This is a genomic window from Mesorhizobium sp. M0500 (genome assembly GCF_040321165.1).
Classification (GTDB): Bacteria; Pseudomonadota; Alphaproteobacteria; order Rhizobiales; family Rhizobiaceae; genus Mesorhizobium.
In genome coordinates this window covers 69,050-89,661 of the sequence record NZ_JAMYRB010000008.1, presented here as the reverse complement: position 1 = coordinate 89,661, position 20,612 = coordinate 69,050, and the positions used below count along the sequence as shown (strand labels likewise).

Sequence of the window (20,612 nt, the reverse complement as noted above, 5' to 3'; positions counted from 1 at the left end):
ATTGTGTGGTTTCTAGGCTTCTGGACAGGCGCACTATCCTCATCACCGTGATATGCCTGTGCGGGGCATGGCACAAAAGTGCCAAGGGGGTGAGAGTTGGAACTCAAATTTCTGTTGGTCGGGTTTGCCTGCGCGGTTGCCGGCATGCTGTCCCTCATCACCTTGCTGAAGTGGTGGGAGGTGAGGGCGGTCAGCCGCTGGTCTCCGACGCCGGGAAAGATCATCTCGTCGCGGGTCGAGGCTCGCGAGGTGACCAGTTCGGGATCCGGTTCGGACAGCAGAGGGTCGACCGAAATCCGCAACTTCCCGGCAATCACCTTCGAATACAAGGTGAACGGCAAGACATTTCGCAGTTCGCACTACAGCGTGCAGGAGAACCTTGGAAACTTTGCCGTGGCGGAAACCCTTGCGAAATTTCCAAACGGGGCCGGCGTAACCGTCTTCTACAATCCGGCCGATCCAGCCAAGGCCGTGATCGAACGCACCATGCCCGACGGCTCCTTCAAGTTCATGGTCCAGCTTTCGGCCGGGCTGGTGGTCGGCGCGCTTGTATTGGTCTTCTCCGTCGGCGGCGTCCTCGAAGCGATCCGGCCGTTTTTGCCCAGGCCGCAGAACCTCGGCGCCGCTGCCCTGCTGCTTTTCATGGGATTATTTGTCCTGCGCATGGGCTTTGCCCAGAAGTCACTTGCGGAACAGGCGGCCAAATGGCCGATCACGGCAGGACGCATCGACGCCTCGGGCCTGCAGAAATTCGAGACCCGCGACAGGTCCGGAGGCGGCTATCGGCCCTGGCGAACAGTCTTCAAATCCCGCATCGTCTACAGCTATAGCGTCGCCGGCCAGCGCTACGCCGCCGATCGCATCGCTTTCGGCGCAAACGTGACGGCTTCGCTGCCGAGCCTCGTCAGCGGTCGATCGCAGCGCTACCTCCAGGGCGACAAGGTCGAGGTCCACTACGACCCCGACAACCCAGTTGCAGCGGTTCTCGAATGCAGGGTGAGCGGGCTTTGGCTCCTGTGGGTCTGCGCCGTTGGCTTGATAGGCGGAGCCGCGCTGCTTGTCGGGGTGATCTAATGCTGAAGCTGCCGTCCTAGACGCTGTAGATCCAGAGAAAGAGGACACTTGTCGTCAGCACCTGACAAGAACTCCGCTGTCGAAGCCCGGCCATGTCAGTCTCAACGTCGCCCCGTCGACCACAATATGGATGACACGGGAGAACGGCTCTTCGGCCGACGGGTCGGATCCGTAACATTGGCTGGCCCGCGCCACCCAGCCCGTGGGCGTCTTGAGGAACGTTGCGTGTTCGCAGCCGAGAGCAGGGACCGACAGCGCGTCGCGGTATAATGTGTAGACAGTCTGGCGTTGAACATCCGCAACGGCGGTACAGTTCGATCTGTTCCCGGACCATATGCCCACATACTGTTCCGCGGCAAAGGCGCTGCCGCACGAAAATGTTAAGATCGAAATGAGCATCAAGAGATTTCGCATCATCGTTTCTTCTTTTCGACGTGGCCTTGGGCCATGCTAAAGCATCGGTGCTCAGACTTCACAATGATGCTGCTCCAAGGGACTTAAATGATCATCCACAAAGCAGCAGCTATTTTTCTGAGCATGCTGAGCCTGTTGCAAGCAGCGAACGCAACAGAATGTTCGCTCAGCCATGCGACCTATCGCGAGCCGCGTTCGGGAGCGACGATACAGTTCCGGCCAACCAACAACGAGCCGGCCGCGCTGACGACCGAGGTCTTTTCGTTGATCGTGCCCAACACCGACATTCGTCTGCCGTCGGACATTACCTGGACCAATGGCAAGTACTCGTTTCCTGTGGGCACGATCCGGCACACCTGCACCGACGACGATCGTGAGGCTGGTCTCGAGGACGGCACCGGGCTGTGCAGAGTGTGGGATGGGCAGGTCTATGCGTTCAATGCAGGCGGTGCCGAGCAGTTGAGTTCCCGCGAAGCCTCGCCGGCGCCGGCAGGGTTGCTGTTGCCTGACTTCGGCGCGATTTTTACCGAATGGCCCGATTTCGCCAAAGCCAATCCCGATGGTTCAGCCTGGGACGCCTTTAGCTTGACGGGTTGTAGCGATGAATAGCAAGAGACTGCCGGCCTGCATCTTCGCCCTGCCGGTCCTTATGGCCATGGCAACCGGCGCTCGTGCCGACCAAAGCAAGCCGTCGCGTCCGCCTGTCGACAAATGCGCTTGGGAACGGCTGGCGGACAAGGATGTCGGGCTGGCTGCCTGGGTGCAGCGCTGCGATTTCGGTTTTCGCCGGATTCATTTCGAGCTTGGCGGCAATGCTCTTGCCATCAAATACAGCGACGGCGGGCCGGCCGATCCCGTCGTCGAAGTCTTCGATATGCTGCCGGGCGAGGCCGCTGACGCTGCGTTGCAGCGCATTTTTACGCAGAAGACCGAGAAAGCCATCAGCACACGTTGCGTGCTCATGCCTTACACCGAAGGGGTCGCGCCCACGCGCACCCTGCGGTATGTCTTCAGTCCCGATGCCGTTTATCTCAGTGAATTGAAAGCCGTTGCCGACCCTGACGAGGTCGGCGAACCGCCTTGCGGCGAATGGGGCGAAGCCCCGGACGGCATTCAGTATTTCGAGGTGCAATCACCCGAACTGCGAAAGCTTCTATTCGTTCGCGTCGGCCAGGATGAGCCGCTGTTTGACGAGCAGACACTGCGAGTCCTGCCACCCGGATAGCGCCGGGATCTCAGCCGTAGTGCCAGCTGGGCTTTGGTTCGGTGCCGGTGAACATCACCCCAATTCGGTCCTCGCGGCGCCAGCGAACCACCGCCTTGTAGGCAATGCCGTCGGTCGGAACATAGAGCAGGAACTCATCGGGCACGCGCGCGTCGATCGAGACCTTTAATTCGGCACCGCCCGCATGCATGTTGCGCAGTGTGCATGTGACCTCGGAGTTGGTCATGCCGGTCAGGATCGCCGCGCCCTTCAAGACGCGCTGCCGGTGTTTGTCCCTCTGTTCGTCCTCGGCCATCGCACGCAATCCAGCCATCTTCGCGTCTCGGGCGTTCTGATCGGGAGGATTATTAGACCTGCCTGATAAAAATAACGTTATCACCAGTGGAGGCTGGCGATTTTTCGCGGTTGCTGGCCGTAAGAAAAAATCGGCGCCGCAACGCGCGGCGCCAGACGATATTATTACCGGCCTGCTCAGCTATAGGGCGAGTAGCATTGCTGGCGCGGCCCGTTATAGGGCTGGAACGTGTTGTCCCAGGCGCGGTACGACCGGTAGCGATTGTAGCACCATTGGACATGCGCGCTGGAAAGCCGCTGTGTCCGGTAGTAGCGCCGCGGTGCGGGCGCATCGTAGTAGTTGTAATTGTTGTATAGGCTGCCGAGGCCAAACCCCAGGCCCAGCCCAAGAATCGCGGCGCCGGCACCATCATCGTAATAACCGCCGCGGTAATGGCGGCGGTGATGGCGCCAACGCCAGTTGTCATTCCAGCCGCCATTGTCCCAGTGTCTCGAGAAATGACGGCCGCGGAAATTGTTGGACCGCCATCTCCAACCATCGTCGCCGCGCCATTGCCGAACGCCGTGATTGCGCCAACGCCAGATCTGCCTGTCATTGCCGCCTGCCCAATCTTCACGAATTTGCACGATGTCGGCGGCATTGCCCGCCACCGGCAGCAGAGGTTTGGGCATCGGCCCGGCAAGCGACGGGGCCGAGAGGCCGGCGATCAGACCGAGGGCCATCAGCCCGGATCTGGCGGAAGATAAAAAGAGCGGTTTCATCGCACTCTCCGAAGATTCAGGCCCCACGCCCAGAATACCCCGGGGAAGGGCCTATTGATGGAACTTTCCATCTGAACGGAAGATGAACAAAAAGGTTCCGTCAACCATAACGAGCGCGCGATCAATCAGAGCCGCCTGATTTCTGCGCCCTTGTTTTCGGGCGCGCTTGCGGGCAAAGGTCAAAGCCATGTCGCTGCGCCTTGCCACCTTCAACGTCGAAAACCTGATGAACAGGTTTGATTATTCCGGATACCGCAATCAGCTCAACGAAGATCGCACGCTGGCGCTTTTCGACATCCAGAGCGAGGCCGAATACAAGATGCTCGAGCAGGCGCGGGCCATCGCGCAGTCCGACGACACGCGGCAGTTGACGGCGCTGGCGATCGCGGCCACCCGCGCCGACATCATCTGCATGCAGGAGGTCGACAATATCGAGGCGCTGAGGGCCTTCGAATATGGCTATTTGTTCAAGATGGTGGGGCAAGGCTACCGGCAGAAATACACCACCGCCGGCAATGATTCGCGCGGCATCGACGTCGCCGTGATGATGCGCAACGAGACCGCGCAGGGCCAGCCGATCGAATTCGTGCGCATGACCAGCTACGCCTATGTCACGTTCGAGCAATTCGGCCTGCACACGCCGGAATTGGCAGCGCTTGGGTATCAGGCCAATGAGCGCATCTTCCGGCGCGACTGCCTGGAAATCGATCTGACGGTGGCTGGCGCGCCGTTGACGCTCTACCTCGTTCATTTCAAGTCGATGGGCTCGCCCCGTAACGGCCTCGACGGCCGCGAGGCGACAATGCCGCTGCGCATCGCCGAGGCGCAAGCGGTGCGCCGGATCATCGAGGAGCGCTTCGGCAAGGACCATGCCGCCGACAAGCGCTGGGCAATCTGCGGCGATATGAACGACTACCGGCAGCGCGTGAAGATTACCGGCGATGCCGTCGACGGCTACCGTTTCGAGGTCATCGACGAGAGCCGGTCCTGCATCGATGTGCTCACTGCCGGCGGTTTTTGCGAAAACGCGGTCGAGCGGCGGCCGGAAATGGACCGCTGGACTTTCTATCACACGCGCGGACCGGAAGAGCGGCATCTCTGCCAGCTCGACTACATCCTTTTGTCGAGCGCGCTGGCCAGGCAGAACGCCACCGCGGTTCCCGATATCATCCGCAACGGCCAGCCTTGGCGCACCATATTTCCGGCGGGCCAGGAGGTCGAGCGCTTCCCACGCGCCGGGTGGGACCGGCCGAAGGCATCCGACCATTGCCCGGTAGCAATTGCCCTCGACATGGTGTGAGACAGGCGTGAGTTTCGATCTGCCGCGCAACGTCATCCTGCCGGTCGATGCCATCGACGTCAGGCTCGATTCCGGCCCGCATCCGTTCGAGCGCGATCATGCCGACGCGATCGCCGAGAACTGGCGGCGTGAGACCGCGGCCAAGCCGGCGCTTTTCGACGGCACCGTGGTGCTGCTTTCCGCTCTCAGCTATCGCGACAATCGCCTCGTCGGCCGTTGCCATGCGGTGCGTTATTCGACCTTCATGCTTTGGCGCAGCAATCGACAGGTGCTTGGCGCCGAACATGCCTACGCTCACGCCATGCTGGTCGCCGGCGACAACACGTTGGTGGCGATCCGCATGGCGCCGCATACGGTCAATGCCGGGCGCGTCTACTTCGCCGCCGGTTCGTTCGAGCCAACCGATTTCCGCGACGGCCTTGTCGACGTCGACTTCAACATGATCCGCGAGGTGCGCGAAGAGACCGGTCTCGACCTGTCAGGCGCGACACGCGGCAGGCGCCATTACGCCCTGTCGACGGCAAGCGGCACGGTGATCTTTCGCCGCTATCGTGAGACGGCTTCCGCCGACGACCTGGCGCAGCGGATCAGCGCTTTCGTCGCGGCCGAGTCAGAGCCTGAAATCGAAGGCCCCATCATCATCCGCAATGCAGCCGACCTGCCGGACGGGTTGATGCCGCATATGAGACCGCTGATCGAATGGCACTTTGCGGGCAAGGATTCCGACTCTAACGTCGAGACCTGCCTTCAATAGCCTTGGGGTCGTTGCGGGCGGCAACAAAATACAACAGCACGCCGAGACCCAGGAGCGCGCCCATCGCCGTTCCCATCGTCTGCCCAATTACCTGCTGAAAGTCTGCGGTGACGCGATCGGGATTCTCCATCCCATAAAGGATCAAATTCCACCAAAGCCCTGCCAAGGCGGCTTCGACGATCACCATCGCCAGAGCCAGTCGCGCTTTCTTGCTCATCCATTGTTCCCCCCTTAGTCCCCAACAGCATTGTTATCATTGCAGAATGTGCTGCGACAAGGGCAGGTTGCATAAAAAATTGGCAGCGTCTGGAGGCGCGCGCTACTCGTGCCTCAGCGCGTCGATCGGGTTGAGCCGTGCGCCGCGCAGCGCCGGGAAGAAGCCGAACACCATGCCGATCAGCGCGGAGAAGCCGACCGCAAGCAGGATGACCGCCGGGCTTGGCGCAAACGGGATCGTCAGCGTCACCGAGGCGAGGCCGGCAAGGGCCAGGCCGATCAGGATGCCGATAATGCCGCCAAGCAGCGACAGCACGGTTGCCTCGACCAGGAACTGGATGAGGATATGCTTTTCATGGGCGCCGATAGCGAGCCTGATGCCGATCTCGCGCGTGCGTTCGGTTACCGACACCAGCATGATGTTCATAATACCGATGCCGCCGACGAGCAGGCTGACGCCGGCGACGGCGCCGAGCATGCCAGTCATGGTGGTGGTGGCGCTGGCCATGGCATCGGCGATCTGGGTCATGTCGCGGATCGAGAAATCATCGTCACGGTCGGGCGTGATGCGGCGTGTGTCGCGCAAGATGTCCTCCACGCGCTGCTGCAGCACCGTGGTTGGCGTACCGTCGTCGGCGGCGACATAGATCGATTCGATGTCGCGATTGCCGGCAATGCGACGCTGATAGGCCGCAAGCGGCATCAGCACGACATTGTCCTGGTCCTGGCCGAAGCCGGTATAGCCCTTCGGTTCGAGCAGGCCGATGATCTTGCAGGAAGTGCGGTTGACGCGGATGATCTCGCCTTCGGGGTCGCCGGCGCCGAAGAACTGCTGGCGCACCGTCTCGCCGATGAGGCAGACGCCGGTGCCCGAGCGGGTTTCCGAATCGCTGAACGGGCGGCCCGAAACCAGCTTCCAGTCGCGGGCATCGAGATAGGCGCTGTCGGTGCCGGTGACGCCCGAGGTCAGGCTTTCGGTGCCGAAAATGACGCGCACCTGCTTTTGCGACGCCGGCGAGATGGCGCGCGCGCCGTCCAGATGCGCGGCAAGCGCTGCAAGATCTTTGTCGCCCAGCGGTCGGACCACCTGGTCGAGCCCTCCAGGTCCGCCAGGCCCGGCCGGACGGCCGGAACGGATGACAAGCAGATTGCTGCCGAGCTTGGAAATATCGGACTTGACCTTTTCGGTGGTGCCCGAGCCGATGGTCAGCATGGCGATGACGGCGGCAACGCCGATGACGATGCCGAGCAGCGTCAGGAACGAGCGCAGCACGTTGCGGCGGATGGAGCGGAGCGAGAGGCGAACGGTTTCCCAGATCATGGCTAGGCCATCTCGAGATTGGCTGTGTCCAAGGCGACATGGCCATCGAGGAAACGGATCGTGCGCTGCGCATAGCCGGCAACATCGGCTTCGTGCGTGACCATGGCGATAGTCAGCCCGAGCTCGCTGTTCAGCTGCGTCAGGAGTTCCATGATCTCGTGCGTGCGGGCGGTGTCGAGATTGCCGGTCGGTTCGTCGGCAACGAGCAGCGTCGGCCTGGTGACGATGGCGCGCGCGATCGCCACGCGCTGCTGCTGGCCGCCGGACAGCTCGGCCGGCGTATGATGCTCGCGGCCGACAAGGCCGACCTCGGCAAGTGCCTGCATGGCAAGGCCGCGGCGCTCGCGGGCACCGGCGCCGCGATAGATCAGCGGCAGTTCGACATTCTCGGCGGCCGTGGTGCGCGGCAAGAGATTATAGCCCTGGAAGACGAAGCCGACATAGAGGTTGCGCAGCTGAGCGCGGCGGTTGCGGTCGAGACGGCCGGCGTCGATGCCTTCGAAGCTGTAAGTCCCAGCGGTCGGCGTGTCGAGGCAGCCAATGATGTTCATGGCCGTCGATTTGCCCGAACCGGACGGGCCCATGATGGCGACGAATTCGCCGCGCCTGATGGCGAGGTCGACGCCGGCCAGCGCATGCACCCGGGCCTCGCCCTGGCCATAGCTTTTCCAGACCTTGTCGAAGCCGATGAGGGTCGCGCCCGATGCCACGATCAGCTCCGCTGCTGCGAGGCGGTAATGACTTGCGCGCCTTTCTCCAGGCCGGAAACGATCTCGGTCAGTTCGCCATCTGTCGAGCCGACCCTGACGTTGACCGGATGCGGCCGGCCATTCTCCAGCACGTAAAGCGTGCGCGAGCCGTCGCTGGGCTTCGTCGCCGCCTGGCGCTGGCGGTTGCCGCCCGGGCGCCCCATGCGGCCGGTGAACAGGTCGGTGAGGCTCCAGCCGCGCTCCGCCGTTTGCGCCGGCCGGTAGCGGAAGGCGATCGATGGCACGGTTAGCACGTTCTTGGCCTGCTTGGTGACGACCGAGACGGTGGCTGTCATGCCGGGCCGCAACAGAAGCTCGCTATTGTCGACGTCGAGCCTTGCATCATAGGTAACGACACCGTCGGTGGTGACCGAGGCATAGGAAATGTCGCGGATTTCGGCGTCGAATGGCCGTTCGGGGAACGCGTCGACGGTGAAGCGCGCATGCTGGCCGGGTTTGACGGCGCCGATATCGGCCTCGTCGACCGCAGCCTTCAATTCCATGTTCTTCAAATCCGCAGCGATGACGAACAGCACCGGCGCCTGCAGCGAGGAGGCGACCGTCTGGCCGGGATCGACCGAGCGCGTCAGTATGATGCCATCGATCGGAGCGTAGATTGTGCTCTTGGCAAGATCCGTCTGCTGCGCCTTGAGATCGGCATTGGCCATGGCGAGGTTGGCTTTGGCGATATCGAGCGCTGCCTTCGAGCGGTCGCGCGTGGCGGTTGCCGCTTCAAGCGACTGGTCCGTCGCCATGCCGCGCTTGGTCAGTTGCGCCGCGCGCACCAGCGCCTTTTCGTTTTCGGCCAGGGTCACGGTGGCGTCCTCGACGCTCGCCGCCGCTGCCTTGGCGGAGGCCTGGGCGCGCTCTATCTGCACCTCCAGCTTTGCGGTGTCGAGCGCGGCCAGCACATCGCCCTTCTTCACCAGCTGGTTCTCGTTGACCGAAACCGAGCGGACGACGCCGGAGAGTTCGCTGGAAATATCGACCTGGGTGAGAGGCTGCAGCGTGCCGGTAGCCGAAACCGCGACGGTAAGGTCGGCCATGGCGGCCAGTGTCGTGGTATACTCGATCTTGGCGGGCGAGCCCGCATACCACTGGTAGCCGACGACACTCGCGGCGACGGCAAGCAGTGCGAACACTGCGTAAAGCCAACCGCGACGTTTTGTCTTCAGGCCCTGGTGGTCGAGCCCGAGCGCCGTCTCGATGGCGGAAGCGGATTCCGTCTTTGGCAGATTGACAATCTGGTCCACGCCGGACCCCTATGTTCAGTGATATCCCATCAGTGCACAAATCAGGCCTTATGGTTCAAAATTCAAATTAAATTTCGCTCATGTTTGGAATGAGGCAGAGGACTTACTGAGATGCAGCCGCGGAATTACTTGCTTTACGACGTATTCACCACCAACCGGCTGGCCGGCAATCCGCTGGCCGTCGTGCTCGACTGTGACGGGCTCAACGTTGCGGCGATGCAGGCGGTGGCGCGCGAGTTCAACCTGTCCGAAACCGTCTTCGTGCTGCCGCCGGAGAACCCGAAGCACCGGGCCCGCATCCGTATCTTCACGCCCGACTATGAAATGCCGTTCGCCGGCCACCCAACCGTCGGCTCGGCGATAGCGCTCGCCGAAATGGCGGGAGAGGCCGCCGGCATCTTCGTGCTCGAGGAGAATATCGGCCCGGTGCGCTGCGCTGTCAGCAAGCACGACGGTTCGACCTTTGCCGAGTTCGACCTGGCGAAACTGCCGGCGCAGCTGGCATTGTCGGCCGATCCCGAGGCGATCGGCGCGGCCCTTGGCCTTGGGCCGCACGAGATCGGCTTCGAGAACCACCGCGTTTCGTTCTGGTCGGCGGGCGTGCCCTACGTGACCATCCCCGTCGCCAATCTGGAGGCGGCCGCCCGGATCAGGCTGGACAACCAGGCCTGGTCGGAGCTCGCACCACGCAAGAGCGAATGGGCCTTCGCCAGCCCCTATGTCTATTGCCGCGAGACGGTGCACCATGACAGTGCCTTCCATGTCCGCATGATGGTGCCCGGCAATCCGTCCTACGAAGACCCGGCGACCGGCTCAGCGGCGGCCGCGTTCGCTGGCGCGATCATGCATTTCGACGGCCCGACCGACGGCGTTTCACAACTGTGGATCGAGCAGGGGCTGGAGATGGGCCGGCCTTCGCGCATTCGCCTCGAACTGAATGTCGAAGGCGGCAAACTGGCGGCCGCCCGCATCGGCGGCCATGCGGTGAAGGTGGCTGAAGGCAGGCTTTTTGTTTGACGACCTCGGCACTTCGGCGATTTGTCGGGAAATGAATCCCACGGGGCTGGACATGGCGGATGTCGGCGGCTATATGCCCGCCAACGCCGGTTTTGCCGGCCGAGTGGGTGCGTAGCTCAGTTGGTAGAGCAGCTGACTCTTAATCAGCGGGTCCACAGTTCAATCCTGTGCGCACCCACCAAAAATCTCCAGGATTTGGTGGAAAGACCTTAGAACGAGCCGCGGCGCGAGACAGCGTTTTGCCCGTCGCACATGTCGGCCAGCGACTAGTCGACTCGCCCGACTATTGGATGGTGGGCCTCAGATAGGTCAGGATTGCTCGCGTTATGGCTATCACGCCGTCGACGGCATCGAAGTTTGTTTTGCTCTTGCCTGCGATCCATTCGAGTTCAGGATGCCTGGGCAGTCGAAGTGCATTGAATAGCGCCTCGCCCGAGAGACCGCCCAGTCCAAAGGATGTAGGTTCATCGTCTGCGTAGTAAGGAAAGTGAAAATCCAGCCGGATAGGCCCACCATATCCAAGCTTTAGTTTCATCCCGACTAGAACCTCGTGGCCAAAAGCATCTTCCATCATGCCCCTAAAGCTGAGGTCACGAAGAAAATAATCGTGTGACGGTCGATCCAGCCCCATGGAACTCCACAGTCTCCACGTGTGTGCTTTTAACTCCTTGTAATTCGTAAAACTTCTCATCTCGGGGGTGAGGCGCGTGGGCAGATCAGCGTAGCCGGTCTCTTCTCTCCACTCCTCAGCCGCGTTGCGAAAATCCTCAAAAATCCGGACGGTTTCTGGATCCGCGGGTTCCTTGGAAAAGTAGGAAATCCGCTTTTGAGAAATCATCTCGCATAGGTCCTCGACCGAATGACCTGATCGTTCAGCCCAATCCTCTGTGGCCAACATCCATGGTGAACTGTATGTGAGCCCGGCAAAGGCCCCAGCCTTCCGATCGAAATCGCGGACAATTCGGGCATAGATTTCGCGAATGCCCTGCTTCGGGTCACGAAAAGGATATGGCGGTTCATTCATCGCAGCCGTCTGGTCCTTACTTCTCCGAGATCCCTGCCTCTGCAAAACTTGCCATGCGGGCGTGGCATTCGAGCGCTGAACGAACAATGTTGACTGCGAGGCAGGCGCCGGAGCCTTCGCCGAGCCGCATGCCGAGGTCGAGCAGCGGCGGCAGGCCGAGCGCCTCCAACAGACGACGGTGGCCGGATTCGGCCGAGACATGGGCTGCCAGTGTGTGCGCGAGGCCGGCAGGATGCAATCTCGCCAATGGTGCCGCGGCAGCGGTGCCGACGAAGCCGTCGAGCAATACCGGCACGCCGAGATGACGCGCTGCCAGCGTCGCACCAAGGATCGCCGCGAGCTCGCGGCCGCCGAGGGCTGCCGCTACCTTCAGCGGATCGGCTAGCGCCTCGGCGTGGCGCTTGAGGCCGGCCTCGATCGCGACGATCTTGCGCACGAGGCCGGCGTCGTCGACGCCGGTGCCGCGTCCGGTCCATCTTTCCGCGCCGCCGCCGAACAGCGCGGTCGAGATGGCCGCGGCCGGCGTGGTGTTGCCGATGCCCATTTCGCCGAAGCAGACGAGGTCGAGTTCCCTGCTGACCGTGTCGTAGCCGGCCGAGACGGCGGCAAGGAAGGCCTCGTCGTCCATTGCGGGCTCTTGCGTGAAGTCGCCGGTCGGGCGGTCGAGGTCGAGCGGGATGACGTCGAGTTCGGCGCCGGCCACGCGGGCAAGCTGGTTGATGGCGGCGCCGCCGCCGGCGAAATTCGCCACCATCTGCACGGTGACTTCCGAAGGGAAAGCCGACACCCCTTGCGCGGTGACGCCGTGGTTGCCGGCGAAGACGAAGACCTTGACGCGGTCGAGTTTTGGCATGTCGCGGCCCTGCCAGCGCGCCAGCCAGGCGGCAATTGTCTCCAGCCGGCCGAGGCTGCCTTGCGGCTTGGTCAGCGTGTCCTGGCGGTGGGCGACGGCGTTGGCCGCGGCGTCGCTGCCGCTGTGCAGGTCGAGGCAGGCGGCGCGCAGTTCATCGAGCGATTTGAAAGGCATGGGGGCAAAATCTCCGAAACAGAGTCAAGACAGGGAAACGGAAGCGACGAGCAGGATTGCGATCTCGCCGAGCTGCTGCAGGGCGCCGACGGTGTCGCCGGTCTGGCCGCCGATCTGGTTGAGGCAAAGCGCTCGAAACGCGGCAAACAAGAACGCAAGCAGGATGAGCGCGAACATGGCAGCACTGAACCCAAGCGCCAGCAGCGCGATCGCACCGAGTACGGTACCGATACCGGCGGTTTCGGCCGTGACTGCGCCTGCATCAACCGAGAGGCCATCGCTGCGGGCCGGTGGCAGCAGGTGCATGAAGGCGCCGGGCAGGCCGCGCGACGCGGCATGCGCGGCAATGAGGGCCCAGAAGACATGAGTCGGGCCGACGAATCCAGAGAGTACGCTCCAGCGGATCAGCAGCGAGATGCCGAGCGCGCAGGCGCCGTAGGCACCGATGCGGCTGTCGCGCATGATCTCGAGTTTCCTGTCGCGCGTCTTGCCGCCGCCAAAGCCGTCGGCGACATCCGAAAGCCCGTCTTCATGCAGGCAGCCGGTAGCGAGCAAGATCGCGGCAAGGGCCAACGCTGCAGCAGGGCCAGCGGCGAGGCCGAGCCTCGTGCCGCCGGCGTAGACCAGCGCACCGGCCAGAGCGACGGCGAGACCGGCAACGGGTGCAGCCCAGATCGCAGCGGCAAGGCTGCGGCCACGGAAGTCGGCTCGCGGCAGCGGCAGCCGGGTAAAGAAGACGAGGCAAAGCGCGATGTCGTCGAGAATTTGCTGTTGCGAGGCCTTCATCCGCCCCTCGCAATGGCATGGAAGAACGTGCCGCTGACATTGCCGCGCCGGTAGCCCGAGGCGCCGAGCGGATTTCCTTGACCGTCGGCGAGGTCGGCCAACGGCTCGTCATTGCCGGTCGCAATCATCTGCGCGTAGTGGAATTCATGGCCGCGGATCAGCGTGCCTTGGCCGCCGAGCGGACAGCCGGACCGCAGCCGCGCCTCGCGGTAGCCGAGATTCATCTTGCGCTTGGCGAAGCTGGTCGAATGGCCGAGGAGGCCAAGCATCCGATGCGTCTCGCCCGACGCGTCCTCGAGCGCTTCGCCCAACACCATGAAGCCGCCGCACTCGCCGTGCACCGACCGCGTGGCGGCGAACCGCGCCATGCCGGCCCTGAAATTCGCCGCGGCCGCGAGGCGGCCGGCATGAAGTTCGGGATAGCCGCCGGGCAGCCAGCAGACATCGCAATTGTCGCCAGGCGCTTCATCGGCGAGCGGCGAGAACGGAACGATCTCGGCGCCGGCCTTGCGCCAATGCGCGGCAACGTGCGGATAGAGGAAGGTGAAGGCGGCGTCCTCGGCCAATGCGATGCGCTGGCCGGGCGGCGGCAGCGCGTCGTCGAAATTGCCCGGCGCGGGCGTGAATGGCGCCGCCAGCGCCATAATGGAGTCGAGGTCGAGCGAGCGCTCGACCATGTCGGCCAGCCGGTCGAGATGCGCCATCAGATTCTCATATTCGCCGGCCTGGACGAGGCCGAGATGGCGCTCGGGCAGGTTGAGCGAGGGATCGCGCAGGATAGCGCCGACGACAGGCAGACCGAGTGCTTCGATGGCATCGCCGCATAGCCGGCGGTGGCGCTCGCTGCCCAGCCGGTTGAGTACGACCCCGGCCATGCGCACATCCGGATCGTAGGTAGCAAAACCCTTGGTGACGGCCGCTGCCGTGGTCGACTGACCGGAGACATCGAGCACAAGCAGCACCGGCAGGCCGTAAAGCCGGGCAAGATCGGCAGCCGAGCCGGAACGGCCTGGAGCAGCAGGGATCCCGTCGAACAGGCCCATGGCGCTTTCGAGGAAGATAAAATCGGCATCTTCGGTCGCTTCGCCGGCCAGTGCGTTGAGCAGGGCGGGCGGCATTGCCCAGCTGTCGAGATTGACACCGGACAGGCCAGTGGCTGCGGTGTGGAAGCCAGGATCGATATAGTCCGGGCCGGATTTGGCGCCGCGCACTTTCAGGCCGCGCCGGGCAAGTGCGCGCAAAATGCCGATGGTGACGCTGGTCTTGCCCGAGCCCGAGCGCGGCGCGCCGATGATGATGGCGCGGGTCATGGCTCACCCGCTAGTGCCGCGCGCATCCCGACGATGCCGCCGACGACGATCAGCGCCGGCGAGGTCAAGCCGGCTGCGGCCGTTTCCTCGGCAATCGTGGCGAGCGTGGCGACGACGATACGCTCCTGCGGCGTCGTCGCGGCAACGATGACCGCGGCGGGCGTCGAAGACGGCAGGCCGCCCTCTAGCAACGAAGCGGCGATCAGCGGCAGGTTGGCCATACCCATATAGACGACCACCGGCTGGCCGGTGCGGGCGATTGCCGCCCAGTCGAGATCATCATCGGTGCCGGCGGCATGGCCGGTCGCCAGGATCAGCGCCTTGTTGATGCCGCGCATGGTGCCGGGAATGCCGGTCGCGGCCAGCGCGCTGAGGCCGGACGTCAGGCCAGGCAGGATGCGGAACGGGATAGTTTCCCCGGCCAGCGCCAGCGCCTCTTCGCCGCCACGCCCGAAAATATAGGGGTCGCCGCCCTTCAGCCTGACGACGCGCCGGCCCTCGCGCGCCAGCCGGACCAGCAGAGCGGTGATGTCGTCCTGCTTCATCGACGGCTTGCCGCCGCGCTTGCCGGCATAGAACAGTTCCGCGCCCTCGGCGACAGCGACGACTTCTGGCGAGACCAGCGCGTCATAAACCAGCGCGTCGCACTGTCCGAGGGCGGCCAGCACTTCCAGCGTCAGGCCGCCGGGATCGCCGGGGCCGGCGCCGGCCAGCCAGACGTGGCCGGGCTCAAGCTGGCGCGGCTTGAAGTTGAGCCGGGTGAGCGCCTGCTCGACGATGGTGTTTCTGTTGCTGCCGCTCACAATCCGTCCCGTCCGCGAAAGCGTCGCTGGTAGTGCGCGTCGTACAGTGAACTTTCGCCAAAGCCCTCCGCCGCCAGCGAGCGGCCGACGAAGATGATTGCCGTGCGTTCCATCGGATCGGCGGCCAGTTGCGCCTCGATAGTGGCCAGCGTGCCGGTCAGCACGCGCTCGTCCGGCCAGGAAGCACGGAAGACGACCGCCACCGGGCAATCGGCGCCATAGAACGGCGTCAGTTCGGCGACGATCCGGTCGATAGCGTGGATGGCAAGGTGGATGGCCAGCGTGGCGCCGGTGCGGCCGAAGCCGGCCAGCGTTTCGCCGGGAGGCATTTTCGAGGCGCGGCCGGAGATGCGGGTCAGCACCAGGCTTTGCGCGACTTCTGGAATGGTCAGCTCGCGGCGCAGCGCTGCCGCCGCAGCGGCGAAGGACGGCACGCCCGGCGTCAGCGTGTAAGGAATGCCGTGCTTTTCCAGCCGGCGGATCTGCTCGGCAACGGCGCTCCACACCGAAAGATCGCCGGAATGCAGGCGGGCGACATCATGGCCGGCCGCGTGGGCGGCCAGATATTCGGCCTCGATCTCGTCGAGCGACATCGGCGCGGTGTCGATCAACCGCGTTCCGGGCGCGCAGTGCTGCAACAGCTCCGGCGCGACGATCGATCCGGCATAGAGGCAGACGGAACAACTGCCGAGCAGGCGGCTGCCGCGCAAGGTGATGAGGTCGGCAGCACCCGGGCCGGCACCGATGAAGTGAACGGTCATGCCGCATCTCCGCTGATGGCGATGGCGCAAGTGACAGCACCGAGCACGGTGCGCGGCCCGAGCAGTTTTGCGCCTTTGCCGGCGGCGGCAAGCGCCGAGGCTTCGGAAACCGACGGCGTGCCGGCATGCTCCTGCGATAGGTCGGAACGGCTGGTCGTAGATGCGGCTTTGAGTTCATCCTGCTCGACGACGATCACCGGAAGGCGGAGTTCGCGTCCGGCGGCGAAGATTGCCGCTTCATCCTGCTTGAGAGACGCGGTCGCGAGGGCCGAAAGCGCCGACAGGGCAAGCCCGTGCGCCTCCAGCGCGGTTTCTACCGCGGCAAGCACGTCCGTTGCGCTGACGCCTTTGCGGCTGCCGATGCCCGCGACCATCATGGCTTCACCCAGCTCCATTGGGTAACCGGCATAGCCGGCCGCCACGCCTGCATCGAACCGACCGGCGAAGCACGGGATACAGCGATGCGGGTGAGTTCGCCGCCGAGCGCGGCGTGACGGGAAAGCAGCAGCGCCTCCATTTCCAGGGTCACCGCATTGGCGACGAGGCGGCCTCCGGCAGGCAAGGCATCGATGGCTCCTTCCAGCACGCCGGCATCGCTGCCGCCGCCGCCGATGAAGATCGCCGCGGGCGTCTCCAGCCCGGCAAGCGCTTGCGGTGCCGAACCTTCAACGACGGCAAGACCGGGAACGCCGCAAGCCGCGGCGTTGCGTCGGATGCGCGCGGCGCGGGCCGGATCGGCCTCAACGGCGATCGCACGCATGGATGGATGGGCCAGCATCCATTCGATGCCGATGGAGCCCGATCCGGCGCCGATGTCCCACAGCAGTTCGCCGCGTCTTGGCGCGAGAGCGGACAGGGTGACGGCGCGCACTTCGCGCTTGGTGATCTGGCCGTCATGCTCGAACAAATGATCGGCAAGTCCCGCTGTCAGCGGCAGGATGCGTGCTTGCGAAGTCGATTCAACTTCGATCGCGAGCACGTTGAGCGGGTTGATCTTTTCGAGGTCGAAAGTGCCGGCGCTCGCCGAGCGCAGCCTTTCGTTCGGACCGCCGAGCGCCTCCAGAACGGTCAGCTGCGAGGCGCCGAAGCCGAGCTCTGTCAGCAGACCGGCAATCGCTCCCGGTGCATCGCTGTCCGAGGTCAGCGCGAGAATGCGGGTGCAAGGATGCAGCAACGGCCGGATCAGGTCGAGCGAGCGACCATGCAGCGAGGCGGTCTCGATATCCTGCAGCGGCCAGCCAAGGCGGGCGGCGGCCAGCGAGAAGGCCGAGGGCGCGGGGATCACCCGCATATCCTCCGCCGCGACCTTGCGGGCGAGGGTGACGCCGACACCGTGGTAGAAGGGATCGCCGGAGGCCAGCACGCAGACGCGTCTGCCGGAGAGCGCCAGCACGTCGCGCAGCTCGGCATCGAAAGGTGTCGGCCAGGCGCGCGCTTCACCTTTGGCGAGCGACGCGACGAGGGCAAGGTGGCGCTTGCCGCCGAAGACGAATTCGGCCTCCGCGATCAACCGCTTGGCCTCGTCGCCGAGACCCGCTACACCGTCCTCGCCGATGCCGATGATCGTGAGCCACTTTGAGGTGAGCTTGGCGCCGCGCGGAGCTTCAGCAGGCATGATGACCCACCGCATTCTGATCCTCGGCGGAACCACCGAAGCCCGGCAAATGGCCGGAAAGCTGGCCGCGCGCCCGGATATTTCGGTCATACTGTCGTTGGCCGGCCGCACCGAAAACCCGGCCGCGCAGGGGGTGCCGGTGCGGGTCGGCGGCTTCGGCGGTGCCGGCGGGCTGGCGGCGTATCTCCGCCAGAACAAGATCGACCTGCTGATCGACGCCACGCATCCCTATGCGGCGCGAATCTCCGCCAATGCGGCGGAAGCAGCGCGCATGACCGGCGTGCCTATCGTTACGCTCAGGCGTCCCGGATGGGAGGCGGTCGAAGGTGATCGCTGGATGTTGGTCGACACCGTTGCCAGCGCGGTGACGGCTTTGGGATCGGTGCCGCGCCGCGTATTCCTGGCGCTCGGGCGACAGGAGGTCGCTGCCTTCAAGGCCGCTCCCCAGCATCATTATCTCATCCGCAGTGTCGACCCGGTCGAGCCCAGGCTCGCTGTGCCCGACGCGACCTATCTCTTGGCGCGCGGGCCGTTTCGGGAAGTCGACGAACATGCCCTGCTTCTGCAACACCACATCGAAGTCGTTGTTTCCAAAAACAGCGGCGGCGAGGCAACCTACGGCAAGATCGCGGCCGCGCGAGCGCTGGGAATCGAGGTGGTGATGATCCGCAGGCCGGCGCTGCCGGACGTCACGTCGGCTGAGACCGTCGAATCTCTTGCCGCGATGGTCGATCATTTTCTGGTCGGTCATGTTCTTGGGCCAGCTGCCGAACGCGGCGTGTAGACCAGCGCGGCCTTGTCACCCCGCTTGATGATCCTGGTTTCCGGCGAGCCGATGATGATGCAGGTCGCCATGTCGGCCTTCGCGGCATCGGCGTCCGCCAGCAGAAAAACCTCGATGCGCTCGTCGGGACGGCCGGCGGCACGGCCGAAGATCACCGGCGTGGTGCCGGGCAGGATCGCAGCAAGGCATTCGAAGGCGCGGCCTAGCTGCCATGGGCGCGCCTTACTGATCGGGTTGTAGAGCGCGATGACGAAGCCGGCGCCCGCTGCCGCCAGCAGGCGTAGCTCGATCAGGTCCCACGGCTTCAGATTGTCGGACAGCGATATGGCGCAGAAATCGTGGCCGAGCGGCGCGCCGATGCGGGCGGCGACGGCGAGCATGGCGGTGATACCGGGCACGATGGCGATGTCGACCGCGCGCCATTCGGGTGGGCCCGCCTCTATCGCCTCGCAGACGGCCGCGGCCATGGCGAAGACGCCGGGATCGCCGCCCGACACGACGGCGACATCGTGGCCTTCCGCAGCCTTCAGCAGCGCGTCCTTGGCGCGCGCGAGTTCCTCGCGATTGTCGGAAGCGACGCGAATCTGGTCGGGGCGCAGATCGAGCCGGTCAAGATAAGGCTTGTAGCCATAGAAGAATTTTGCCTCGGCAACGGCGCGGCTTGCCTCCGGCGTCACCTGGTCGGCGTCGCCGGGCCCGAGGCCGATGACGGTGAGGCGGCCGCTCATGCTTCGGCTCTCAATGCGTTTGGCCGGCCCGACCAGCCGGCCACCAGCACGATGGCGAAATAAGGCGCCTGGCCATCCTTTTTGTCGGCAAGCCGCATCGAGACACCGCCCGGCATGGTGCCGCGCTCGACATAGATGGCCCGCGCCAGCTTGTCGGTTGCCTCCAGCGCGCGCCTGATCTTGGGCAGGTTGCGGCCGACCTTCATGATCACCGCAGCGTCGGTATCGGCGAGGCGACGCGTCAGCTCGAATTCGCTCATGGTGCCCGGCAGCACCGTCAGCACGTCGTCGCCCTGGACGATAGACAGGCCGGTCGCCGACCAGCAGCCGGACATGGCGGTGACGCCAGGAATGACTTCGGTCGGAAAACGGTGCGCCAGCCGGACATGAAGATGCATGTAGGAGCCGTAGAAAAGCGGATCGCCTTCCGAAAGCACCGCGACCATCCTGCCGGCGCTGAGGTGCTCGGCGACCTTTTCGGCCGACTGCTCGTAGAAATCCGTTATCTGCGACCGGTAATCACTGTGGTCCTTGTCGATCTCGGTCGTCACCGGGTAGAGCAGCGGCAGTTCGATCAGATCAGGGCGAAAATGTGCGCCGACAATGGCGCGCGCATTGCTGTTGTTGCCGCGCTTGGCGAAATGCGCAACGACATCGGCCTCGGCCAGAGCACGCACTGCCTTCAGCGTCAAAAGTTCCGGGTCGCCAGGACCGGTGCCGACGCCGACAAGCCTGCCTTTTGCAATCGCATTCATAGGCCCGGCCTCGCCAATGCATTGAGGGCGGCGGCGGTCATGGCGCTGCCGCCCAGCCGGCCGCGCACGATGGCGTAAGGCACGCCATAGGAATTTTCGGCCAGCGCATCCTTCGACTCAGCGGCGCCGACAAACCCGACCGGCATACCGATGATCGCCGCCGGCTTCGGCGCACCGTCGCGCAGCTTTTCCAGCAGATAAAACAGGGCGGTCGGCGCATTGCCGATGGCGACGACCGAACCGGCCATGCGCTCGCCCCACAGGTCGATCGCCGCGGCCGAGCGGGTGTTGCCGATCTTTTTCGCGATGTCGGCTGTCCGCGGATCGCGCAGCGTACAGATCACCTCGTTGCCGGCCGGAAGCCGGGCGCGCGTGACGCCATGCGAGACCATCTGCGCGTCGCAGAAGATCGGCGCGCCGGCCCCCAACGCCGTGCGCGCGGCGGCGACGAAATCGCTCGAGAAAACGAAGTGTCGCACAGCCTCGACCTGGCCGCAGGCGTGGATCATGCGGATAGCGATTTCGGCCTCGGCTTCGGAAAAGCGCGACAGGTCGGCCTCGGCGCGGATAATGGCGAAGGAGCGCTCGTAGATCTCCGTGCCATCATGGATGTAGTCGTAGGCGTTCAGGGCGGGCATGC

25 protein-coding genes and 1 tRNA gene are annotated in these 20,612 nt (G+C 64.3%); 8 read left to right on the top strand and 18 right to left on the bottom strand.

Translation table 11 applies throughout. The features are described from left to right. Positions 1 to 96 precede the first annotated feature (96 nt). From NKI70_RS16980 to NKI70_RS16970, 3 genes are all read left to right on the top strand, one after another. A complete protein-coding gene (locus NKI70_RS16980; RefSeq protein ID WP_352570414.1) occupies positions 97 to 1,074 on the top strand; it encodes a DUF3592 domain-containing protein in 978 nt (325 codons plus the stop codon). Between the two features lie 501 nt (positions 1,075 to 1,575). Further along, positions 1,576 to 2,097, top strand: a complete 522-nt coding sequence (locus NKI70_RS16975; RefSeq protein ID WP_023676659.1) for a hypothetical protein — start codon at positions 1,576 to 1,578, stop codon at positions 2,095 to 2,097. Next, complete coding sequence (locus tag NKI70_RS16970; RefSeq protein ID WP_352570413.1) at positions 2,090 to 2,713, top strand: hypothetical protein; 624 nt, start codon at positions 2,090 to 2,092, stop codon at positions 2,711 to 2,713. The genes NKI70_RS16975 and NKI70_RS16970 overlap by 8 nt, the downstream gene beginning before the upstream one ends. Positions 2,714 to 2,723: 10 nt before the next feature. Here the strand turns inward: NKI70_RS16970 and NKI70_RS16965 are convergent, their stop codons facing one another. The 3 genes from NKI70_RS16965 to NKI70_RS16955 all read right to left on the bottom strand — a co-directional run bounded on the left by NKI70_RS16965 (position 2,724) and on the right by NKI70_RS16955 (position 3,958). Further along, entirely contained in the window at positions 2,724 to 3,008 is a 285-nt protein-coding gene (locus NKI70_RS16965) for a PilZ domain-containing protein (RefSeq protein WP_352570507.1), read from the bottom strand. Between the two features lie 176 nt (positions 3,009 to 3,184). Further along, on the bottom strand, positions 3,185 to 3,769 hold the full coding sequence (locus NKI70_RS16960; RefSeq protein WP_352570412.1) for a BA14K family protein: 585 nt from the start codon (positions 3,767 to 3,769) through the stop codon (positions 3,185 to 3,187). Between the two features lie 51 nt (positions 3,770 to 3,820). Continuing rightward, positions 3,821 to 3,958 (bottom strand): hypothetical protein, encoded by a 138-nt coding sequence (locus NKI70_RS16955; RefSeq protein WP_352570411.1) that lies wholly within the window; start codon positions 3,956 to 3,958, stop codon positions 3,821 to 3,823. On the opposite strand from NKI70_RS16955, the gene NKI70_RS16950 reads away from it, so the two are divergent. Both NKI70_RS16950 and NKI70_RS16945 read left to right on the top strand, forming a co-directional pair. Next, positions 3,957 to 5,069: an endonuclease/exonuclease/phosphatase family protein gene (locus NKI70_RS16950; protein WP_352636667.1), complete on the top strand. Its 1,113-nt coding sequence runs from the start codon at positions 3,957 to 3,959 to the stop codon at positions 5,067 to 5,069. The genes NKI70_RS16955 and NKI70_RS16950 overlap by 2 nt on opposite strands. A gap of 7 nt (positions 5,070 to 5,076) precedes the next feature. Beyond that, the gene (locus NKI70_RS16945) at positions 5,077 to 5,823 is read left to right on the top strand and encodes a hypothetical protein (protein WP_352699332.1); all 747 of its coding nucleotides are present in this window, start codon (positions 5,077 to 5,079) and stop codon (positions 5,821 to 5,823) included. On the opposite strand, the gene NKI70_RS16940 is transcribed toward NKI70_RS16945, so the two are convergent. From NKI70_RS16940 to NKI70_RS16925, 4 genes are all read right to left on the bottom strand, one after another. Continuing rightward, positions 5,798 to 6,040, bottom strand: coding sequence for a hypothetical protein (locus tag NKI70_RS16940; RefSeq protein WP_352699334.1), 243 nt, complete (start codon positions 6,038 to 6,040; stop codon positions 5,798 to 5,800). The two genes, NKI70_RS16945 and NKI70_RS16940, sit on opposite strands and share 26 nt — an antisense overlap. A gap of 102 nt (positions 6,041 to 6,142) precedes the next feature. Next, on the bottom strand, positions 6,143 to 7,360 hold the full coding sequence (locus NKI70_RS16935) for an ABC transporter permease (protein WP_352699336.1): 1,218 nt from the start codon (positions 7,358 to 7,360) through the stop codon (positions 6,143 to 6,145). A 2-nt stretch (positions 7,361 to 7,362) separates the two neighbouring features. Then, a complete protein-coding gene (locus tag NKI70_RS16930; RefSeq protein WP_352699338.1) occupies positions 7,363 to 8,070 on the bottom strand; it encodes an ABC transporter ATP-binding protein in 708 nt (235 codons plus the stop codon). Positions 8,071 to 8,072: 2 nt separating this feature from the next. After that, on the bottom strand, positions 8,073 to 9,362 hold the full coding sequence (locus tag NKI70_RS16925; protein ID WP_352699340.1) for an efflux RND transporter periplasmic adaptor subunit: 1,290 nt from the start codon (positions 9,360 to 9,362) through the stop codon (positions 8,073 to 8,075). Positions 9,363 to 9,473: 111 nt separating this feature from the next. On the opposite strand from NKI70_RS16925, the gene NKI70_RS16920 reads away from it, so the two are divergent. Both NKI70_RS16920 and NKI70_RS16915 read left to right on the top strand, forming a co-directional pair. After that, the gene (locus NKI70_RS16920; RefSeq protein WP_352699342.1) at positions 9,474 to 10,379 is read left to right on the top strand and encodes a PhzF family phenazine biosynthesis protein; all 906 of its coding nucleotides are present in this window, start codon (positions 9,474 to 9,476) and stop codon (positions 10,377 to 10,379) included. Between the two features lie 105 nt (positions 10,380 to 10,484). Further along, positions 10,485 to 10,560 (top strand) — tRNA-Lys (locus NKI70_RS16915). Positions 10,561 to 10,662: 102 nt separating this feature from the next. Here the strand turns inward: NKI70_RS16915 and NKI70_RS16910 are convergent. Genes NKI70_RS16910 through cbiE form a run of 8 tightly spaced genes read right to left on the bottom strand, consistent with a single transcriptional unit; the run spans position 10,663 to position 17,705 of the window. After that, entirely contained in the window at positions 10,663 to 11,403 is a 741-nt protein-coding gene (locus NKI70_RS16910; protein ID WP_352724758.1) for a hypothetical protein, read from the bottom strand. 16 nt (positions 11,404 to 11,419) lie between these two features. Beyond that, the gene (gene cobT / locus NKI70_RS16905) at positions 11,420 to 12,430 is read right to left on the bottom strand and encodes a nicotinate-nucleotide--dimethylbenzimidazole phosphoribosyltransferase (protein ID WP_352699344.1); all 1,011 of its coding nucleotides are present in this window, start codon (positions 12,428 to 12,430) and stop codon (positions 11,420 to 11,422) included. A 24-nt stretch (positions 12,431 to 12,454) separates the two neighbouring features. Next, positions 12,455 to 13,216, bottom strand: coding sequence for an adenosylcobinamide-GDP ribazoletransferase (locus NKI70_RS16900; protein ID WP_352589653.1), 762 nt, complete (start codon positions 13,214 to 13,216; stop codon positions 12,455 to 12,457). Next, the gene (locus NKI70_RS16895) at positions 13,213 to 14,526 is read right to left on the bottom strand and encodes a cobyrinic acid a,c-diamide synthase CobB (RefSeq protein WP_352699346.1); all 1,314 of its coding nucleotides are present in this window, start codon (positions 14,524 to 14,526) and stop codon (positions 13,213 to 13,215) included. Before NKI70_RS16895 ends, NKI70_RS16900 begins: the two co-directional genes overlap by 4 nt. Next, positions 14,523 to 15,329: a uroporphyrinogen-III C-methyltransferase gene (cobA, locus tag NKI70_RS16890; protein ID WP_352724757.1), complete on the bottom strand. Its 807-nt coding sequence runs from the start codon at positions 15,327 to 15,329 to the stop codon at positions 14,523 to 14,525. Before cobA ends, NKI70_RS16895 begins: the two co-directional genes overlap by 4 nt. Further along, positions 15,326 to 16,090: a precorrin-4 C(11)-methyltransferase gene (gene cobM, locus NKI70_RS16885; RefSeq protein ID WP_352589660.1), complete on the bottom strand. Its 765-nt coding sequence runs from the start codon at positions 16,088 to 16,090 to the stop codon at positions 15,326 to 15,328. Before cobM ends, cobA begins: the two co-directional genes overlap by 4 nt. Beyond that, positions 16,087 to 16,467, bottom strand: coding sequence for a cobalamin biosynthesis protein (locus tag NKI70_RS16880; protein WP_352589663.1), 381 nt, complete (start codon positions 16,465 to 16,467; stop codon positions 16,087 to 16,089). Before NKI70_RS16880 ends, cobM begins: the two co-directional genes overlap by 4 nt. After that, positions 16,464 to 17,705 (bottom strand): precorrin-6y C5,15-methyltransferase (decarboxylating) subunit CbiE, encoded by a 1,242-nt coding sequence (cbiE, locus tag NKI70_RS16875; RefSeq protein ID WP_352699350.1) that lies wholly within the window; start codon positions 17,703 to 17,705, stop codon positions 16,464 to 16,466. The genes NKI70_RS16880 and cbiE overlap by 4 nt, the downstream gene beginning before the upstream one ends. 1 nt (position 17,706) lies before the next feature. Here cbiE and NKI70_RS16870 point away from each other — a divergent pair, with 1 nt between their 5' ends. Then, positions 17,707 to 18,489 carry a cobalt-precorrin-6A reductase gene (locus tag NKI70_RS16870; protein ID WP_352636681.1) on the top strand — a complete coding sequence of 261 codons (783 nt, stop codon included), beginning with the start codon at positions 17,707 to 17,709 and terminating at the stop codon, positions 18,487 to 18,489. Here NKI70_RS16870 and NKI70_RS16865 read toward each other — a convergent pair. The 3 genes from NKI70_RS16865 to NKI70_RS16855 are packed head-to-tail and all read right to left on the bottom strand — an operon-like array spanning position 18,453 to position 20,601. Continuing rightward, a complete protein-coding gene (locus tag NKI70_RS16865) occupies positions 18,453 to 19,217 on the bottom strand; it encodes a precorrin-3B C(17)-methyltransferase (RefSeq protein ID WP_352570393.1) in 765 nt (254 codons plus the stop codon). The two genes, NKI70_RS16870 and NKI70_RS16865, sit on opposite strands and share 37 nt — an antisense overlap. Then, entirely contained in the window at positions 19,214 to 19,972 is a 759-nt protein-coding gene (locus tag NKI70_RS16860) for a precorrin-2 C(20)-methyltransferase (protein ID WP_352699352.1), read from the bottom strand. The genes NKI70_RS16865 and NKI70_RS16860 overlap by 4 nt, the downstream gene beginning before the upstream one ends. Next, positions 19,969 to 20,601, bottom strand: a complete 633-nt coding sequence (locus tag NKI70_RS16855) for a precorrin-8X methylmutase (protein WP_352699384.1) — start codon at positions 20,599 to 20,601, stop codon at positions 19,969 to 19,971. Before NKI70_RS16855 ends, NKI70_RS16860 begins: the two co-directional genes overlap by 4 nt. Positions 20,602 to 20,612 lie beyond the last annotated feature (11 nt).

Excerpts from the sequence above, each read along its gene's own strand:
- NKI70_RS16950 (WP_352636667.1), top strand. The coding sequence starts at position 3,957 with ATGTCGCTGCGCCTTGCCACCTTCAACGTCGAAAACCTGATGAACAGG.
- NKI70_RS16870 (WP_352636681.1), top strand. The coding sequence starts at position 17,707 with ATGACCCACCGCATTCTGATCCTCGGCGGAACCACCGAAGCCCGGCAA.
- cbiE (WP_352699350.1), bottom strand. The coding sequence starts at position 17,705 with ATGCCTGCTGAAGCTCCGCGCGGCGCCAAGCTCACCTCAAAGTGGCTC.
- NKI70_RS16880 (WP_352589663.1), bottom strand. The coding sequence starts at position 16,467 with ATGATGGTCGCGGGCATCGGCAGCCGCAAAGGCGTCAGCGCAACGGAC.
- NKI70_RS16900 (WP_352589653.1), bottom strand. The coding sequence starts at position 13,216 with ATGAAGGCCTCGCAACAGCAAATTCTCGACGACATCGCGCTTTGCCTC.
- NKI70_RS16865 (WP_352570393.1), bottom strand. The coding sequence starts at position 19,217 with ATGAGCGGCCGCCTCACCGTCATCGGCCTCGGGCCCGGCGACGCCGAC.
- NKI70_RS16940 (WP_352699334.1), bottom strand. The coding sequence starts at position 6,040 with ATGAGCAAGAAAGCGCGACTGGCTCTGGCGATGGTGATCGTCGAAGCC.
- NKI70_RS16860 (WP_352699352.1), bottom strand. The coding sequence starts at position 19,972 with ATGAATGCGATTGCAAAAGGCAGGCTTGTCGGCGTCGGCACCGGTCCT.
- NKI70_RS16970 (WP_352570413.1), top strand. The coding sequence starts at position 2,090 with ATGAATAGCAAGAGACTGCCGGCCTGCATCTTCGCCCTGCCGGTCCTT.
- NKI70_RS16965 (WP_352570507.1), bottom strand. The coding sequence starts at position 3,008 with ATGGCCGAGGACGAACAGAGGGACAAACACCGGCAGCGCGTCTTGAAG.
- NKI70_RS16960 (WP_352570412.1), bottom strand. The coding sequence starts at position 3,769 with ATGAAACCGCTCTTTTTATCTTCCGCCAGATCCGGGCTGATGGCCCTC.
- cobM (WP_352589660.1), bottom strand. The coding sequence starts at position 16,090 with ATGACCGTTCACTTCATCGGTGCCGGCCCGGGTGCTGCCGACCTCATC.
- NKI70_RS16955 (WP_352570411.1), bottom strand. The coding sequence starts at position 3,958 with ATGGCTTTGACCTTTGCCCGCAAGCGCGCCCGAAAACAAGGGCGCAGA.
- NKI70_RS16895 (WP_352699346.1), bottom strand. The coding sequence starts at position 14,526 with ATGACCCGCGCCATCATCATCGGCGCGCCGCGCTCGGGCTCGGGCAAG.
- NKI70_RS16975 (WP_023676659.1), top strand. The coding sequence starts at position 1,576 with ATGATCATCCACAAAGCAGCAGCTATTTTTCTGAGCATGCTGAGCCTG.
- NKI70_RS16935 (WP_352699336.1), bottom strand. The coding sequence starts at position 7,360 with ATGATCTGGGAAACCGTTCGCCTCTCGCTCCGCTCCATCCGCCGCAAC.
- NKI70_RS16910 (WP_352724758.1), bottom strand. The coding sequence starts at position 11,403 with ATGAATGAACCGCCATATCCTTTTCGTGACCCGAAGCAGGGCATTCGC.
- cobT (WP_352699344.1), bottom strand. The coding sequence starts at position 12,430 with ATGCCTTTCAAATCGCTCGATGAACTGCGCGCCGCCTGCCTCGACCTG.
- NKI70_RS16920 (WP_352699342.1), top strand. The coding sequence starts at position 9,474 with ATGCAGCCGCGGAATTACTTGCTTTACGACGTATTCACCACCAACCGG.